Below are 15796 nucleotides of genomic sequence, written 5' to 3'. Positions count from 1 at the left end.
CTTCGATGTCACGCGTAGGAGTATTCATTTGTCATTGCGGCGAGAACATCGGCGCTACTGTCGATTGCAGGAAGGTCGCTGAGACATGTGCTGCAATCCCGGGCGTCTCTTACAGCGTCGATTATAAATACATGTGTTCAGATCCAGGCCAGAATCTGATCCGCGAAGCGATCAAGCAAAAAAATCTTACCGGCGTTGTCGTCGCGGCGTGCTCACCTCGAATGCACGAGCCTACATTTCGCAAGACCTGTGCGGCAGAGGGTTTGAATCCTTATATGTGTGAGATGGCAAATCTACGCGAGCATTGTTCGTGGGTCCACACGAAAAGCGATGCGACGACGGAAAAAGCAATTGATCTTGTTTCAATGATGGTAGAGAAGGTCAAGAGAAACAAACCGCTGTATTCGATAAAAGTTCCGGTCACAAAGACTGCATTGGTTATCGGCGGAGGAATTGCGGGAATCCAGGCTGCTCTCGATATCGCAAATGCCGGCCAGAAAGTTGTAATAGTGGAGCGAGAGCCGTCGATCGGCGGACACATGTCCCAGCTTTCTGAAACATTCCCGACTCTTGATTGTTCGCAATGTATTCTGACGCCGCGGATGGTGGAGGTGGCGCAACATCCTAACATCACGTTATATACTTACTCGGAAGTTGAGAGCCTGACCGGTTTCATCGGCAACTTCACAGCGAGGATTCGCAAGAAGGCGAGAGGCATTGATGAGAAGGCTTGCACGGGATGCGGTGACTGTTCGACGGCATGCCCGTTTAAGAAAAATCCGAGTGAATTTAATATGGGACTCGGAATGCGCAGCGCTATTTACATCCCGTTCCCGCAAGCAGTTCCAAACAAACCCGTCATCGACCGGGCGCAATGTTCGTATTATCTCAGAGGTAAATGTCAATTCTGCGTGACGAAGTGCCCCGCAAATGCTATTCAACTGGATCAAGAGGACGAACTGATTGACATCCCTGTCGGCTCTGTTGTTGTGTCCACCGGGTTTAACATCGTGGATACATCTTTCTTCCCGGAATACGGTTACGGGAAGTACAAAGATGTCGTTACAGGGTTGCAATTTGAACGACTCCTTTCGGCTTCGGGCCCTACGCTTGGTGAAGTGAAACGTCCGTCCGATGGAAAGGTTCCGAAGAAAATTGTTTTCATCGCGTGCGCAGGATCGCGCGACCCCGCAAAAGGGATCGAGTACTGTTCAAAAATCTGCTGCATGTACACGGCAAAGCATGCGATGCTGTACAGGCATGAAGTTCATGATGGCGATGCGTATGTGTTTTATATGGATATTCGCGCCGGTGGAAAAGGGTACGACGAATTTGTCAGGAGGGCTATAGAAGAAGACAACGTCAATTACATTCGCGGGCGCGTCTCTCGCGTGTACGAACGCGGAGGCAAACTCATTGTCCGCGGAGCCGATACGCTTCTCGGTGCACAGCAGGTGGAAATTGAAGCCGACATGGTGGTGCTGGCAACTGCGGGTGTCGCAAATGCCGGTGCCGAGGAACTCGCGCAGAAACTGCACGTGAGTTACGATTCGCACCATTTCTTTGCGGAAGCACATCCAAAGTTGCGACCGGTTGAAACAAACACTGCAGGGATTTTCCTCGCGGGCGCATGCCAGTCACCAAAAGATATCCCCGACAGTGTCAGTCAAGCCTCGGCTGCAGCGAGCAAGGTGGTTGGAATGTTTTCGGGCGACGAATTGACGCGCGAGCCGGTCGTTGCCGTCGTGAACAGAAGCGCGCCGCCTGCGTTTTCGACGTGTGTCGGATGCTTCATGTGTCAGTCTGCATGCCCGTTTCACGCGATCGAACGGGAAGAAATAAAAACTCGCGACGGCAAAATCATTAAGACAGTCGCCAAAGTGAATCCCGGTTTGTGCCAGGGATGCGGAACTTGCGTCGCATTTTGCAGGTCGGACTCGATCGATTTGCAGGGCTACAGCAATGAACAAGTCTATGCGGAAGTCATGGAGCTGATGAGCTAAGATGGAAAACAGTTTTGAACCGAAAATTGTCGCATTTGTCTGCAACTGGTGCACATACGCCGGGGCCGACTTAACCGGAACAAGCAGAACAAAGTATGCGACGAATGTGCGCATCGTTCGCTTTCCATGCACGGGAAGGATCGATTACAACCTATTGCTGAAAGCGTTCGAGCAGGGTGCCGACGGAGTCATCGTTTCCGGTTGTCATCCGAACGACTGTCATTACACCTCAGGAAATTTTCACGCACGGCGCCGCTGGATTGTCTTCCGGCAAATGATGGAATATATGGGCATCGACATGCGGCGCGTGAAGTTTTCATGGGTGTCGGCGGCGGAAGGTGCCAAGTGGGCGGAAATCGTCAACGAGACGGTTCAAGAAATCTGCGACCTTGATCCATCAAAAGAATTTTCCGAGACGGCCATACAGAAAGTTGCTTGATGTGTCGATTTAGATTTTGAAAGAAGAATAAATGCGAGCGTTACAAGAAAAGGCAAAAGAGTTACTTGAGTCCGGAAAAGTCGGCGTTATCATCGGGTACGGCAACGGGAGTGGTGAACGGGTCCGGCCGGTATTCGTGCGTAATTCAGCCGATGTCGCAAAGCTGGTATCGGATAATCGTTGCCGTCTAAACTTATCAACGTATCTCTTCAAACCTGAGCTGAAAAAGATTGGCAGACCGGCAATTGTGGCCGCGCCCGCAACGGTGAAAAGCATCATTCAATTGATTTCTGAAAACCAGTTGAAAAGCAGCGACGTAGTCACCCTTGTCGTGGAGGATGATGCTGTGGTGGAATTGGGAGACAACGCCTCGCTTGAAGCTTATTCGGCGAGTCACCCGGTAGTATTTCCACCCTTCGCGCGAAAGGAGATCGAAACGATCGCTGGTATGTCTTTGCAGGAGCGCTTCAAATACTGGCAGGACGAGTTGTCGAGGTGTTTCAAGTGTTATGCATGCCGGGCGGCTTGTCCGCTGTGTTATTGCGAGCGGTGCATTACAGACAACAACCGACCTCAGTGGGTTTGTGTACCATCCCACGCTCAGGGAAATTTTGAGTGGCACATGAATCGTGCGATGCATCTTGCCGGCAGATGTATCGAATGCGGCTCATGCACGATCGCTTGTCCTGTGGGGATTCCCATTGGACTTCTGACGATTGAAGCGTCACGCATCGTGGAACAGGAGTTCGGTTTCAGGCCGGGTTTGCGTTGCGACGCGCCTTCAGCATTGTCGTCATTCAAGGTAGATGATAAAGAGTCGTTTATTGTATGATTTGTCTTGAATGAAGGACCAGGAAAAAGAAATGATCGTTGAAAAAACAATATGAGCGCAGCCTCAAGGGTGTGAAACAGGAAATGACTTTCATTACACGTGATAATCTGTTGGTATTTCTCAGGAGTATTATTGATTCAGGTAAAGAACTTTACGCGCCGCAACTGAGGGCAGAGAAGATTTTTTTCCTGCCGGTGAAAGACGTTTCATCCGTCGTTTTTGATTATGTACAGACTGTCGAATCACCTAAGGAATTATTGTTTCCGAAGGTAGAGCGAATGCTTTCGTACCATTATGTCGACGGCAAAATGAACGTCACTGATTGTTCCCGGGGACAAAAAACGGCAGATCGTGTGCTATTTGGCTCGCGTCCATGCGACGCAATCGGGCTGAAGACGCTGGCTGAATTTTTCCGGCAAGACATTCCAGATACTTTCGTTCAGCGGCGGCAGGATTCCCTGACGGTCGTAAGTATGAGCTGCGCAGGATCCGATGAGAATTGTTTTTGCACCTCGGTCGGTGCCGGGCCGGGCGATTCCACAGGAAGCGATGTCTTGCTGACGCCGGTGAGAGACAAGCGATATCTCGTAGAATGTCTGACTGAAAAAGGTAAGTTTCTGGTTGAATCCGAAAAAGAGTTGTTTGACGAGGGTGAAGAAATAAACAAAGAAGAATATCTCACAAAGCTTCTGCAAACATTCTCGCATAAAGAAATTGCAGGAAAGCTTTCCGGCGCGTTCAATAATCCGATATGGGATGAAGCTTCGCTGCGATGTTTAGGCTGCGGTGCGTGCGCATATGTCTGCCCTGTGTGTTCGTGTTTCGACATCCAGGATGAAGGTAACAGCAGGAAAGGTGATCGGCTTCGGTGCTGGGATTCATGTGGATTCGCACTGTTTACATTACATACATCGGGGCATAATCCACGTCCAACCCAGAGTACTCGCTGGCGGCAGCGTGTCATGCACAAATTTTCATATATGCCCGAGCGGTATAATTTGCTCGGCTGCGTCGGTTGCGGCAGGTGCTCGCGCGCCTGCCCGGCGGATATGAATTTGAAAGAGGAGTTGAACGCTTTGGATCATATACTGGAAGAAGGACGACAACGAGTTGAGGAACGGCAGTGAGTTTGGACAACATCTATAACCCGTACCTGATGCGGATCGAGAAGGTGACCGAAGAGGCGCCGGGCGTCAAGACGTTCCGCCTGGATTTCACAGACGATTCCGATCGCGAGAGGTTTGCATTCGGAGCGGGACAATTCGGCGAATATTCTGTTTTCGGCGAAGGTGAATCTACATTTTGCATTGCATCATCACCGACTCGGAAGGACTACATCGAATGCACGTTCCGCGAAGCCGGTCGAGTCACGTCCGCGCTGGCACGGATGGAAGCAGGCGAAGTCATAGGATTTCGCGGACCGTATGGAAATATTTTTCCTCTGGAAGAATGGAAGGGTAAGAATCTTCTCTTCATTGCAGGCGGCATTGCGCTTCCGCCAATGCGATGCGTGATATGGAATGCGCTTGATATGCGCGATTGGTTCAAGGACATCACCATTCTATACGGCGCACGCACGGTTGACGATCTCGTGTACAAACACGAGCTGGATGAATGGGGGAAACGTACGGACATGAAGCTTGTCACCACTGTCGATCCGGGCGGTGAGACCGCTGACTGGAAAGGGAAGATCGGGTTTGTGCCGACGGTGCTCGAGCAAATGTCTCCGACAAGTTCAAATACTGTCGCGATTGTCTGTGGACCGCCTGTAATGATAAAATTCACCTTCCCCGTATTGGAAAAATTCGGTTTCGATTCGGAGATGATTTACACAACTCTGGAAAACCGGATGAAATGCGGTGTCGGGAAATGCGGGCGATGCAATGTCGGATCGGTTTATGTGTGCAAAGACGGACCTGTTTTCACTTACAGGCAATTGCAGTCGCTCCCGCCGGAGTATTGACAAAGATTCGGCCCCCCAACAGTTACATCTTTACACAGTCCATCGTCACAAATGGAACCTGCATCGTGAATCCGCGGGACTTGCCGGACTCAAGGTTGAGTTTTCTCTCGATCTCCTGAAATGTTTCTTCCCGACGGTTATCCGGAATGATCTCCTTCCAGCTTGGCATGAAGGCTAGCTTGATAAAAAAATGGTCGAGCATCGCGGTTGCATCCACGAAACGATAGTAAAAGATATCTTGATAAACCGACGCAACCTTGAAGCCATTCTTCTTTAATTTCTCCTTGAATTCGGAAACGGGTCTGCGTTTTGAATAAATATGCTCGGATAGCTTCTCCTGCCACTTTTCCATCCCGCGTTTCCTAAGGATGTCACGGTACACATCATAGAATTCCACGAAGGTCTGATCTGTGTTGAATGTGAAGATAAACTGCGCGCCGCTCTTTGTAACCCGGCGGCATTCTTCAAAAGTCTTGTCGAGGTCCGTGACATTGTTGATTCCGTTGTTAGAGACAACCAAGTCGAAGTAGCCTGGATCGAAGGGCATCTCTTCAGCATGACCCCCAATGACTTCAACGTTCGCTAACTCGTATATCCTTATTTTTTGCCGGACACGGTCGAGCGCGGCTTTCCATGGATCGATTCCGAAGACTTTCGATGTATTTCCCAGCCGCATTGAGAGTTCCAGGAGTGGAAATCCCGGTCCGCAACCGATGTCCAATGCGTGGATGTTCTTTTTATACCGAACGACGTCCAAAAGCTTCAATCCAAACGGTGCCGACCAGTAGGACAGCTCATCGATGACGGAGACTGTTTCAGGATTGTTCAGGTCATCATAGAAGTGAGACATGGTGTAAACTCCAAGTGATTATCTTATCGGTGATTCTGCATAAAAAAGTAAACTGGCTTATGCAAAGAAGCAAATTTCGGGGTGGGCCTCAATTCAAATCTCGATACCTCAACTTGAAAGAGGTTTCGGGCCACAGAAATTGGCAGGCCACGCGGGTGCCTGCCAATACTAAGGGAGTGAGAGAGGAACGACGTCGTTCTACATATATTCTCGGATGAAACGATAAGCACTTGAGTCGGTTCCGGCTTGTTGGTAATTAATTCTTTATTAAATAAATTCGATTGAGCAATTCAATCGAGCGAGGTAGCAAATGGCGAAAACAAATCTCCAGCATTCATTCCCAAAAAGTTTTAATCACCAAATCGATGCCTATATAGAAAGGTCGGCGGATTTTGCCAAACCGATATTGGATCACATCAGGAAAGTTGTCCACGCCGCCTGTCCTGAAGTTGAAGAGGCAGTCAAGTGGGGAATGCCATTTTTTCTCTACGACGGAATGATGTGCAACATGGCTGCCTTCAAGGAGCATTGCTCGTTCGGTTTCTGGAAGGGGAAGCTGATATTCGGCGATAAATATGCTGAGGCTGGAGAAGAGGCGATGGGAAGCTTCGGCAGGATTAAGGAAATTTCCGACTTGCCTTCGGAGAGTATCCTGATAGGCTACATCAAGAAAGCCATGAAGTTGAATGAAGAAGGCGTGAAAGCGCCGTCGAACAAGGCAAGACCAAAAGCTCAATTGAAAGCGCCTCCATATTTCATGGCTGCGCTTAGAAAGAACAAGAAGGCACTTGAGACTTACAGGAACTTCACCGAGTCAAATAAAAGAGACTACGTTGAATGGGTCGTCGAGGCTAAGACCGAGGAAACTAGGAAGAAGAGACTTGGTACGGCAATCGAGTGGATGGCCGAAGGCAAAGCAAGGAACTGGAAGTATATGAAGAAATGAAAAAGGAATGAGATAGTAGAGGAGCAAAATGAATACACCTTACAAGCCGAAAGGCTACAACACAGTCTCGCCATATTTAGTGTTAGACGGAGCAGCGCGCACGATTGAATTCCTCGTGAAAGTCTTCGATGCGGTCAGTCTGCGTCAAGTTCCCGGCCCTGACGGAAAGCTTATGCACGCTGAGGTGCGCGTCGGCGATAGTGTGATCATGATGACTGATGGCGGGGAAGGTTGGCCGCCCGTCCCTTCCCAGGTTCATATATACGTTGAAGATGTGGATGTGACATACGAACGCGCACTGCGAGCTGGTGCGATTTCAGTTCAGGAGCCGGTGAAAAGAGGCGATGAAAATAAGCGTGGAGCTGTGAAAGACGCAGGGGGTACGACATGGTGGATCGCCACGAAAGTAGAGTAGGCAGCGCTGTCGTCACTCCTGCTCCATGACGAGTCGAGTGCACTGGCAAATTTCTCTGCTGGATCAATTGTCTATCCGTGTAAATCCTGTTAGATTAGAAGATGGACGTCAGACGCAAAGCGGCTTGCAAGAAGGCGGTATGGATTTCTGCAGTCGGCGTATTTGCTTTGATGGTCTCAGCATTGGCGTTGAATTCCGTCTATGCGATTAATTTCTTCAATCTCGTGACAAAGAACCTGCAATCCGCGGGCTGGAATTCCACCGATTCAAGTTCAGTGATGCAGGTAAACGAAGAGATGACTTTCGAGGCTGGTTATCTTTTCTTCAAGATCGGGTCGGTGAAATTCCAGGTACTCGGAAACGGTGAGTACGACAGTGTGTCGGTTTACCGGCTTCGCGCATATATAGATTCGTACAGCGGAGTTCCGTTTGTAAATTTTCATGCCGTCTACGATACGTATGCCGACGCGAAAACTCTCTTCTGCTTGTTTAATTTGCGAACGCAAAAGGATGGAGACATCCGGGTCAACACGACAACGAATTTTCAGCTTGACAGGAAGAAAATTGAATGGGCCCAATCGCGGGGCGATAAATTGATCAAAGAAATAGACATGCAGATGGACACGAGTTACACCAATGGTGTGAGCTTCATTTACTTTCTGCGAAATGTGTGCCGCCGTGCCAATGGAGAAGAGATGAAGCTCGATGTGCCGATCATTGACGATACAGTTAGATCCACAGTGAGCCTGACGATTAACGAGAGGAGGGAGCCATGCGACGTAACTGCCTTCGATTTTCCACTCGATTCCTATCGTCTTTCGGGTCGTGTTAACTTCACGGGGACTTTCGGTATCAGCGGAGACGTTGTCGGCTGGATGGTAGCAGATTCTTCCGCCCTTCCTTTGAAAGCTAACGTGAAAGTTTTGATAGGAAGCGTCGTCGTTCAGCTCAAGGAAGTCAAGAGGGACAATTGGACACCGCCGAGGTCAACCTCCAGTGAATAGGACTAGTATTTCCCCACGTGCCCTGTGACATCCGACTTGACCACGAGTCGTTGGACTTACATGAGCAAATAGGAGGCATTATGGAAAAACCCGTTCTTTCAGATCCTAAAATTTTTCCAACCGAAGAAGTACTTTCCGCTCATTTGGGAAAAGCAAAACCGGCTTTCACATCCTTGTTTGAATTCAACCACGCCAATCACCCGGACTTTGTCGAGAGGTGGAGATACTACAACGATGGGAAAACCTGGCTGCTCAACGTGTCGAGAAAGAAGAAAACACTTTTTTGGCTTTCGGTGCACGACGGCTCTTTTCGAACGTCTTTCTACTTGAATTCCAAGTTGGAGCGCGACGTCCTCAAAAGCAAAATCCCGAAGGAGTTGAAGGATCAATATTTAAAAACTGCCGGAGAGAAATTCCGCGCTGTAAGGGTCGTGGTCAAGTCGAAGAATGACCTGGACGCTTACAAAGAACTCTTGTCTATAAAAATGCTCAAAGCATGAAGTGGCGAGCAGCCAAAGGCTTGGTAAATTGGCAGGGTCTAGTTTGAAACCGAACTTTGCCGCGAATCTTCAGCTCGACTACCTTCTCTGATCTCCATTCTTGCTTTTTGGCGAAGGTACTGCCGTCTGGTCAACAATCAGAGTGTATCCCTGTCCAAAGTCGTTGAAGATGAGAAGTCTCACGTTGTTACCATCATTGAACCACTTCAACTTTTGATCAAATGGTCCTTGCGGGGTCTCAATTTTCGATGTCATCGTAAGAGTATCTCCGACAAAATTTCCTTTGTACACGGGACTATCGCCGTAGTTGTTGAACATAGAAAGAACATAGCGTCCATTTTGAGAATCATATCCCAATATGCCGAATCCTTTGTATGATCCCAGCGCAGCGACTGTCTCTTCTGAAGAATAAAATACGAACATGGAATCCAGTCCCCAGTAAGCTTCATTTGTGCCGGTACCGTTAGCCGTATTGTTGCCCATCATCAAGCGAATCTGAGTGTTAAAATGGCCGGTCACGAAGGACAACCTTGCCAGTTCCGGGCCGAAGGTTGGTTTCGCCATCTGTGCAAAAGGTTTTCCCGAGATTATTAAAACCGCAACTATCGTAAAAACGAATTTGTTTCTAACGGATGGAACGATCGTTTTCATTGCTCCTCCTCAATTTTGTCTGAGAATATATGTCGACGGTGTCAAAAGTCAAAGCTCAGAAGGCAAAATAATGATTCGAAAGCGAATGCTAAGGCTGTTTAGACTCGACTTTCGATCCGTGCTTTTGGTTCCCGAATTTTGAGTTTATGATCGTTGAATATTTTCCCCTCCTGTCCTATATTTTTTCTACCCTGAAAATGCAGATAGAGGTTAACGGTTGAATCTTGAGTTTGTTGTTTTTCTTGTTCTTGCTGTGGCTGCTGTTGCCTCCGCCATTCTGATGATAACCCGCCGAAATCCCGTAACAAGTGCACTTTATCTTGTTTTTAACTTCTTTGTCATCGCTTGCCTCTATCTCCTCCTTCGAGCACAATTTATCGCGATCATACAAATAACGGTCTACGCCGGTGCTATCATGGTACTGTTTCTTTTTGTGATAATGCTGCTCAATCTTGGGGACGATAAACTTCTCAAGTGGAAATTGACTTCGGGGAAGTCGGTCGCCGCACTTTTGGGAATTGCAATGCTCATCGAGATGCTTTACTTCGTGACGAATTTTGCGTCGACTTCGGAAATATCGCCTAAATCCGAATCGATGGGAACAGTCGAATCAATCGGCAAGGTTTTGTTCAGCAGTTATCTTTTTCCATTCGAGATGACTTCAATCCTATTGCTTGCCGCCATTGTTGGAGCGATTCTGTTGGCAAAGAAAAAGTTTGAATAGAAGGACAAATGGTACCACTGGGCTATTATATCGGTCTAAGCACGGTCCTCTTTACAATCGGGGTCGTTGGGGTTCTCACTCTCCGAAACGCGATCGTGATTTTCATGTCTGTCGAACTGATGCTTAATTCGGTCAATCTGTCTTTGATAGCATTCTCTGCTTATTCCGGCGATCCGGCCGGACAGATACTTGTCTTCTTCGTGATCGCAGTTGCGGCGGCGGAGTCTGCAGTCGGGTTGGCAATCATTATCGCCCTCTTCCGCAATAAATTAACCGTGAACATAGACGAAGTGAACGTTCTGAAATGGTAGAGCCGTCGGACATCCTGCTCAAGGATAATTCATGCAAAATCTGATCATCTGCGTAATGGCATCCCCGATCATCGGTGTTTTGATTAACGGACTCTTCGGAAGTTTCATCCAAAAAAAACTTGGCGAAAAGGTCGTCGGCGTTATCGGCAGTGCAACGATCGGTCTCTCCTTCATTTGTGCAATCTTGATTTTCTCGAACATGCTGGGTCAGCCGGACGACCAGCGCAGGCACGTGTACGATATTTACGACTGGATTTCTACCGGGGGATTAACGGTAGGAGTTTCGTATTTAGTCGATCAGATTTCGATTGTGATGCTCCTTGTTGTCACAGGCGTGAGCTTCTTCATACACATTTACTCGATCGGCTACATGCAGGGGGACAGAGGTGTGTTCAGGTTCTTTGCCTACCTGAATCTTTTTGTATTCGCGATGCTGAACCTGGTTCTTGCCGACAATTATCTCTTGATGTTCCTCGGGTGGGAAGGCGTCGGTCTCTGCTCTTACTTGCTTATCGGATTCTGGTATGATAAGAAGTTCGAAGGTGTCGGCATAACATGGACAGGTGATGCTGGGATGAAGGCCTTCATAGTCAATCGTATCGGTGATTTCGCATTTCTCATCGGGATGTTTCTTGTGTTTGCAGACTTCGGCTCATTTAATTTTGATACGGTATTTGGCGCCGCCGCCTCGCGATTCACGACCGGAGACGCCGCCGTAACGTGGATTGCGGTCCTGTTTTTCATCGGGGCGACGGGGAAGAGCGCCCAGATTCCACTTTACATCTGGCTTCCCGACGCCATGGCAGGCCCGACTCCTGTTTCGGCCCTGATTCACGCGGCGACTATGGTCACCGCAGGTGTCTACATGATAGCGAGAAGCGCTGTCCTATATGCGCTCGCTCCGACCGCAATGCTTATCGTGGCAATTGTTGGTGCCGTTACGGCGATTTATGCTGCGAGCATGGGACTTGTTCAGAACGATATAAAAAAAGTTTTGGCCTATTCGACGATCAGTCAGCTCGGTTACATGTTTCTTGCGGTTGGAGTGGGCGCGTTCGGGGCAGGGCTGTTCCATCTTATGACGCACGCATTTTTCAAAGCACTCTTGTTTCTCGGAGCGGGCGCCATCATTCACGCTCTGCACGAAGAGCAGGATTTACGCAACATGGGCGGCTTAAAAACGTTCATGCCGGGTACATATAAGACTTTCCTGCTGGCAAGTCTCGCGATTTCCGGCATCCCTCCTCTCGCGGGTTTTTTCAGCAAGGATGAGATTCTCTCTTATGCTTTTGCAAGTTCGCCCGTCCTTTGGGTGATCGGTGCGATCACGGCATTCCTTACCGCTTTCTACATATTCAGATTATTTATTATGACTTTTGAAGGGAAACCGCGTTTCGATGTCCACCACCTGCATGTCCATGATGCACGTGCGACAATGCTTGTTCCGCTCTGGGTGCTCGGTGTTCTCTCGGTAGTTGGCGGCTGGATTGGGATTCCGTCCGTACTCGGCGGAGGCGAGAACTTCGACAAGTTTTTAGAACCGGCGTTCGAAAATGCTCAAGCCAAGATGTCGTCGGTCTTTTTCACCGATGCCTCGACGGAGTATATGTTGATGATAGTTTCGGTTTTGCTGTGCATAGGGGGAATTTACCTTGCTTATGCCGCTTATAGAAAGAGACCGGAACTTTCCGCTAAACTCCGCAGATCTGTCGGCGACTTTTACGAAATCCTCTTGAACAAATATTATATCGATGAAATCTTTCAGGCAATCGTGGTACGGCCGCTTGTTTTTGTGAGCGACAGGTATTTGCGGCGCGGGCTGGATGAGATCGTAATCGACGGCACCGTGAACGGTGTAGGAAGAATTGTCGGGTTTTTCGGGAAAATACTGCGCAGAGTTCAAACCGGCTTTGTTCAGAACTACGCGCTCATATTCGTAATCGGCATAATCATAATTATCGGATTCCTCATATATGCTCACTGACAACTGACAACCGATGACTGAGAACTTATTATCATACGTAGTTTTTACACCGCTGGTTGGAGCGGTGGTGCTTCTTTTGATTCGCACCAAGACTCTCGTGAAGAGTATTTCCGTCCTTTTTGCCGCTGTGACTTTTGCATTTTCGATATTTCTTTATCTCAGCTTTGACGCCGCGAAACCGGGCTTTCAATTCGTCGAATATGTGCCATGGATATACAGCCTGGATGCATCGTATCATCTCGGTATCGACGGCATTTCACTGCTGCTCATCGTTTTAACCACGTTCCTGACATTGATATCGCTGATCGCGTCCTGGAATTCGATAACGACACGCATCAAGGCCTTTAACTTTTTTGTCCTTTTGCTGGAGGCCGGCATGTTGGGCGTTTTCTCGTCGCTCGATCTATTCTTATTCTATATTTTCTGGGAGGCGATGCTTATCCCGATGTACTTCATAATAGGAATCTGGGGGCACGAAAGAAAAATTTACGCAGCCGTAAAGTTTTTTATTTATACGATGTTCGGGAGCTTACTGATGTTGGTCGCAATAATCTGGCTTGGGTATTATGCCGGAACGCTCCCTGGCGGAAGGTTCACGACAAATCTTGTGACCCTTTATCAGGTCGGTCCGGCAATTCCAATCGCGATACAGGTGTGGATGTTTCTCGCTTTTACACTGAGCTTTGCGATCAAGGTCCCCATATTTCCGCTCCACACGTGGCTTCCCGACGCGCACACCGAAGCTCCTATGGCGGGAAGCGTTCTTCTTGCCGGCGTCTTGTTGAAAATGGGGACTTACGGCTTCTTAAGATTCTCTCTGCCGCTTTTTCCTCAGGCTGCATTCAAATTTCTTCCGCTGCTGGCAATACTTGCGATTATCGGAATCGTTTACGGCGCACTTGTCTCCATGGTTCAGAAAGATTTGAAGAAGTTGGTCGCATATTCGTCCGTCGCGCATCTTGGATTCGTCGTGCTCGGAATTTTTGCAATCACAGTTGAATCAGTTCAGGGTTCCGTAATTCAAATGATCAATCATGGCCTCACAACAGGGATGTTATTCTTATTGGTCGGAATGCTTTACGACAGGAGGCACACGAGGCTGATAAGTGATTTCGGAGGAATTGCAAGAGTTGTTCCGATTCTTTCAACGTTTTTCATGATCGCGATGCTTGGCTCGGTGGGTTTGCCTGGGCTGAATGGTTTCGTCGGTGAGTTTCTCATTCTCGTGGGATCGTTCAAGAGCGAATTTCTTGGAAGCAGCGCCTATGCGATAGCCGCTACCGGCGGAGTAATACTCGCAGCAGTTTATTTATTATGGATGTACCAGCGCGTATTTTTCGCTACCGTTGAAAAGCCGGAGAATGAAAAGATGATCGATTTGCATTACCATGAAATCGCGGTGCTTGCCGCGATGGTAATTTTTGTCGTTTGGATTGGAGTTCATCCCAACACTTTCCTATCCAAAAGCGAACCGGCCGTGAAAGCTTTGGTGGATACGTTGATAAAAGCAAAGGTCGGCGGCCTGGCGGCGTCGCAATGGTAAATTATGCGGATGAATATCGAGCGATGGATTTGTGCCTAACTCCATCCATGGTGTCTTATTCTTTAATATCAAGCCTGAACTCAAAAGCTTCATCAATGAATAGCCCGAGAAGAACTAAGCATGAATTAATGTCCGGAGATTGCAATGGCTTTTAATTACAACGACGTGATTTCCGTCAGTCCGATAATTTTCCTGAGCGGTCTTTCTTTGCTGGTGCTCATTATTGACGTATCGTTCAAAAAATCTGCCGATGCTTTGTATTGGGTGACAATTCTCGGCTTGGTGATATCCGGGTTGTTGACCGCTAACACATACTTTGCTCCGGGCGCCGCATTCAACGGCTCCGTATTCACTGGAAAATTCCCGGCTTTTTTTGAAATGGTTTTTGTAGTGAGCGCAATCTTGAGCGTGCTTCTCTCAAAGTCTTATCTTGAACGTGAGGGGATCCATTTTGGTGAGTATTATGCTTTGATAATATTTGCAACTGTCGGCATGATGCTTATGGCCAGCGCACGGGATTTAATGGTCTTATTTATCGGACTCGAATTGATGTCGATCAGTCTCTATGTCTTAGCCGGATTTATTCGAAGAGATGCGAAATCAAACGAAGCATCCTTGAAATATTTCTTGCTCGGCGCATTTGCGACGGGTTTTTTCCTCTTCGGAATTTCACTTGTGTACGGCGCGAGCGGTACGACGAATCTCGCGGCGATTCTAGACAAGTTTGCATCCATCCAGAATAATCCGATTCTCTGGATCGGCGCTGCTTTAATTCTGATAGGGCTGAGTTTTAAAATCTCGGCCGTGCCGTTTCACATGTGGGTACCTGATGTCTACGAAGGGTCTCCGACCACGGTATCCGGCTTCATGTCGACCGGGAGCAAAGCGGCGGCGTTTTCAGCATTGGTCGTCGTCTTCAATTATTCGGTCCACCCTTCATGGGAGATCCGATTGGTGATTGCTTATCTGGCCGCGGCGACCATGGTACTGGGCAACATCGTTGCTCTTGTCCAGCAGAATATTAAGCGAATGCTTGCTTACTCCAGCATAGCCCACGCCGGTTATGCGCTGGTCGGTATCGCTTCGGCAAATGAGATCGGGAGAACAGGAGTTCTGTATTACATGCTTGCTTACACTTTTATGCAGATCGGCGCGTTCGGGGTCGTTTCGATTCTTGAAAACAAGGAAGGAAAGTATTTGGCGATTTCCGACTATGCTGGTCTTTGCTCGAATCATCCATTTATTTCTGCACTTATGGCGCTGTTCATGTTTTCACTTGCAGGCATTCCACCTTTTGCAGGTTTCTTCGGAAAATACTATTTGTTTGCCTCAGCTGTGACTGCAAACATGACATGGCTGGCGGTGGTCGGTGTTTTAGCGAGTGTCGTTTCCGTATACTTTTATATTAATGTTGTGGTTAATATGTACTTCTCAGAACGGACTCGTTCCGGAGAGGATTTGCCGGAAGCAGCCGGTCGCGCTCCGGTGTCAAAGTTGGCGGTGACGGCTTTGATTATCGCTGCGTTATCGGTCATCGGGTTGGGCATTGCACCTGCCTACGTGGTGGCATTTACTGAGAAATTATTTTAATATGTATGGCGAGCTTAGGTTCGCACAATTTTTCTTGCGAG

Annotated in this window: 16 protein-coding genes; 14 read left to right on the top strand and 2 right to left on the bottom strand. The window is 48.3% G+C overall.

What is annotated here, in order from left to right:
* Positions 1-5 precede the first annotated feature (5 nt).
* From VLX91_00145 to VLX91_00125, 5 genes are read left to right on the top strand one after another with little or no spacing between them, the layout of a single operon-like run.
* Entirely contained in the window at positions 6-2003 is a 1998-nt protein-coding gene (locus tag VLX91_00145; GenBank protein HUI28593.1) for a CoB--CoM heterodisulfide reductase iron-sulfur subunit A family protein, read from the top strand.
* A 1-nt stretch (position 2004) separates the two neighbouring features.
* Entirely contained in the window at positions 2005-2442 is a 438-nt protein-coding gene (locus tag VLX91_00140; protein HUI28592.1) for a hydrogenase iron-sulfur subunit, read from the top strand.
* Between the two features lie 31 nt (positions 2443-2473).
* The gene (locus VLX91_00135; GenBank protein ID HUI28591.1) at positions 2474-3274 is read left to right on the top strand and encodes a hypothetical protein; all 801 of its coding nucleotides are present in this window, start codon (positions 2474-2476) and stop codon (positions 3272-3274) included.
* Positions 3275-3312: 38 nt separating this feature from the next.
* The gene (locus VLX91_00130) at positions 3313-4401 is read left to right on the top strand and encodes a 4Fe-4S dicluster domain-containing protein (GenBank protein ID HUI28590.1); all 1089 of its coding nucleotides are present in this window, start codon (positions 3313-3315) and stop codon (positions 4399-4401) included.
* Entirely contained in the window at positions 4398-5237 is an 840-nt protein-coding gene (locus tag VLX91_00125) for an FAD/NAD(P)-binding protein (protein ID HUI28589.1), read from the top strand. Before VLX91_00130 ends, VLX91_00125 begins: the two co-directional genes overlap by 4 nt.
* A 22-nt stretch (positions 5238-5259) precedes the next feature.
* Here the strand turns inward: VLX91_00125 and VLX91_00120 are convergent, their stop codons facing one another.
* Positions 5260-6087, bottom strand: coding sequence for a class I SAM-dependent methyltransferase (locus tag VLX91_00120; protein HUI28588.1), 828 nt, complete (start codon positions 6085-6087; stop codon positions 5260-5262).
* A gap of 310 nt (positions 6088-6397) precedes the next feature.
* Here VLX91_00120 and VLX91_00115 point away from each other — a divergent pair, with 310 nt between their 5' ends.
* From VLX91_00115 to VLX91_00100, 4 genes are all read left to right on the top strand, one after another.
* Positions 6398-7033 (top strand): YdeI/OmpD-associated family protein, encoded by a 636-nt coding sequence (locus VLX91_00115; protein HUI28587.1) that lies wholly within the window; start codon positions 6398-6400, stop codon positions 7031-7033.
* A 28-nt stretch (positions 7034-7061) separates the two neighbouring features.
* The gene (locus VLX91_00110) at positions 7062-7448 is read left to right on the top strand and encodes a VOC family protein (protein ID HUI28586.1); all 387 of its coding nucleotides are present in this window, start codon (positions 7062-7064) and stop codon (positions 7446-7448) included.
* A 101-nt stretch (positions 7449-7549) separates the two neighbouring features.
* A complete protein-coding gene (locus VLX91_00105; GenBank protein ID HUI28585.1) occupies positions 7550-8452 on the top strand; it encodes a DUF3108 domain-containing protein in 903 nt (300 codons plus the stop codon).
* Positions 8453-8532: 80 nt separating this feature from the next.
* Positions 8533-8952 (top strand): DUF3788 family protein, encoded by a 420-nt coding sequence (locus VLX91_00100; protein HUI28584.1) that lies wholly within the window; start codon positions 8533-8535, stop codon positions 8950-8952.
* Between the two features lie 78 nt (positions 8953-9030).
* Here VLX91_00100 and VLX91_00095 read toward each other — a convergent pair whose 3' ends face one another.
* Positions 9031-9603 carry a DUF1579 family protein gene (locus tag VLX91_00095; GenBank protein HUI28583.1) on the bottom strand — a complete coding sequence of 191 codons (573 nt, stop codon included), beginning with the start codon at positions 9601-9603 and terminating at the stop codon, positions 9031-9033.
* A 217-nt stretch (positions 9604-9820) separates the two neighbouring features.
* Between VLX91_00095 and VLX91_00090 the strand changes: the two genes are divergently transcribed.
* The 5 genes from VLX91_00090 to VLX91_00070 all read left to right on the top strand — a co-directional run bounded on the left by VLX91_00090 (position 9821) and on the right by VLX91_00070 (position 15755).
* Positions 9821-10327 carry an NADH-quinone oxidoreductase subunit J gene (locus tag VLX91_00090; GenBank protein HUI28582.1) on the top strand — a complete coding sequence of 169 codons (507 nt, stop codon included), beginning with the start codon at positions 9821-9823 and terminating at the stop codon, positions 10325-10327.
* An 8-nt stretch (positions 10328-10335) separates the two neighbouring features.
* On the top strand, positions 10336-10638 hold the full coding sequence (gene nuoK / locus VLX91_00085) for an NADH-quinone oxidoreductase subunit NuoK (GenBank protein HUI28581.1): 303 nt from the start codon (positions 10336-10338) through the stop codon (positions 10636-10638).
* Between the two features lie 31 nt (positions 10639-10669).
* Positions 10670-12622 (top strand): NADH-quinone oxidoreductase subunit L, encoded by a 1953-nt coding sequence (nuoL, locus tag VLX91_00080; GenBank protein HUI28580.1) that lies wholly within the window; start codon positions 10670-10672, stop codon positions 12620-12622.
* Between the two features lie 13 nt (positions 12623-12635).
* Entirely contained in the window at positions 12636-14165 is a 1530-nt protein-coding gene (locus tag VLX91_00075; protein HUI28579.1) for an NADH-quinone oxidoreductase subunit M, read from the top strand.
* 144 nt (positions 14166-14309) lie between these two features.
* Positions 14310-15755 (top strand): NADH-quinone oxidoreductase subunit N, encoded by a 1446-nt coding sequence (locus tag VLX91_00070; protein HUI28578.1) that lies wholly within the window; start codon positions 14310-14312, stop codon positions 15753-15755.
* Positions 15756-15796: the final 41 nt, after the last annotated feature.

This window comes from Candidatus Acidiferrales bacterium (assembly GCA_035515795.1).
Classification (GTDB): Bacteria; Bacteroidota; Ignavibacteria; order Kryptoniales; family JAKASW01; genus JAKASW01.
Note: the sequence above shows the minus strand (reverse complement) of the source record. Positions and strands in the feature narration are given on the sequence as shown.

What these genes read in the sequence shown, in the direction of transcription:
- VLX91_00145 (HUI28593.1), top strand. Translation starts at nt 6, where the DNA reads ATGTCACGCGTAGGAGTATTCATTTGTCATTGCGGCGAGAACATCGGC.
- VLX91_00140 (HUI28592.1), top strand. Translation starts at nt 2,005, where the DNA reads ATGGAAAACAGTTTTGAACCGAAAATTGTCGCATTTGTCTGCAACTGG.
- VLX91_00135 (HUI28591.1), top strand. Translation starts at nt 2,474, where the DNA reads ATGCGAGCGTTACAAGAAAAGGCAAAAGAGTTACTTGAGTCCGGAAAA.
- VLX91_00120 (HUI28588.1), bottom strand. Translation starts at nt 6,087, where the DNA reads ATGTCTCACTTCTATGATGACCTGAACAATCCTGAAACAGTCTCCGTC.
- VLX91_00115 (HUI28587.1), top strand. Translation starts at nt 6,398, where the DNA reads ATGGCGAAAACAAATCTCCAGCATTCATTCCCAAAAAGTTTTAATCAC.
- VLX91_00110 (HUI28586.1), top strand. Translation starts at nt 7,062, where the DNA reads ATGAATACACCTTACAAGCCGAAAGGCTACAACACAGTCTCGCCATAT.
- VLX91_00105 (HUI28585.1), top strand. Translation starts at nt 7,550, where the DNA reads ATGGACGTCAGACGCAAAGCGGCTTGCAAGAAGGCGGTATGGATTTCT.
- VLX91_00100 (HUI28584.1), top strand. Translation starts at nt 8,533, where the DNA reads ATGGAAAAACCCGTTCTTTCAGATCCTAAAATTTTTCCAACCGAAGAA.
- VLX91_00095 (HUI28583.1), bottom strand. Translation starts at nt 9,603, where the DNA reads ATGAAAACGATCGTTCCATCCGTTAGAAACAAATTCGTTTTTACGATA.
- nuoK (HUI28581.1), top strand. Translation starts at nt 10,336, where the DNA reads ATGGTACCACTGGGCTATTATATCGGTCTAAGCACGGTCCTCTTTACA.
- nuoL (HUI28580.1), top strand. Translation starts at nt 10,670, where the DNA reads ATGCAAAATCTGATCATCTGCGTAATGGCATCCCCGATCATCGGTGTT.
- VLX91_00075 (HUI28579.1), top strand. Translation starts at nt 12,636, where the DNA reads ATGACTGAGAACTTATTATCATACGTAGTTTTTACACCGCTGGTTGGA.
- VLX91_00070 (HUI28578.1), top strand. Translation starts at nt 14,310, where the DNA reads ATGGCTTTTAATTACAACGACGTGATTTCCGTCAGTCCGATAATTTTC.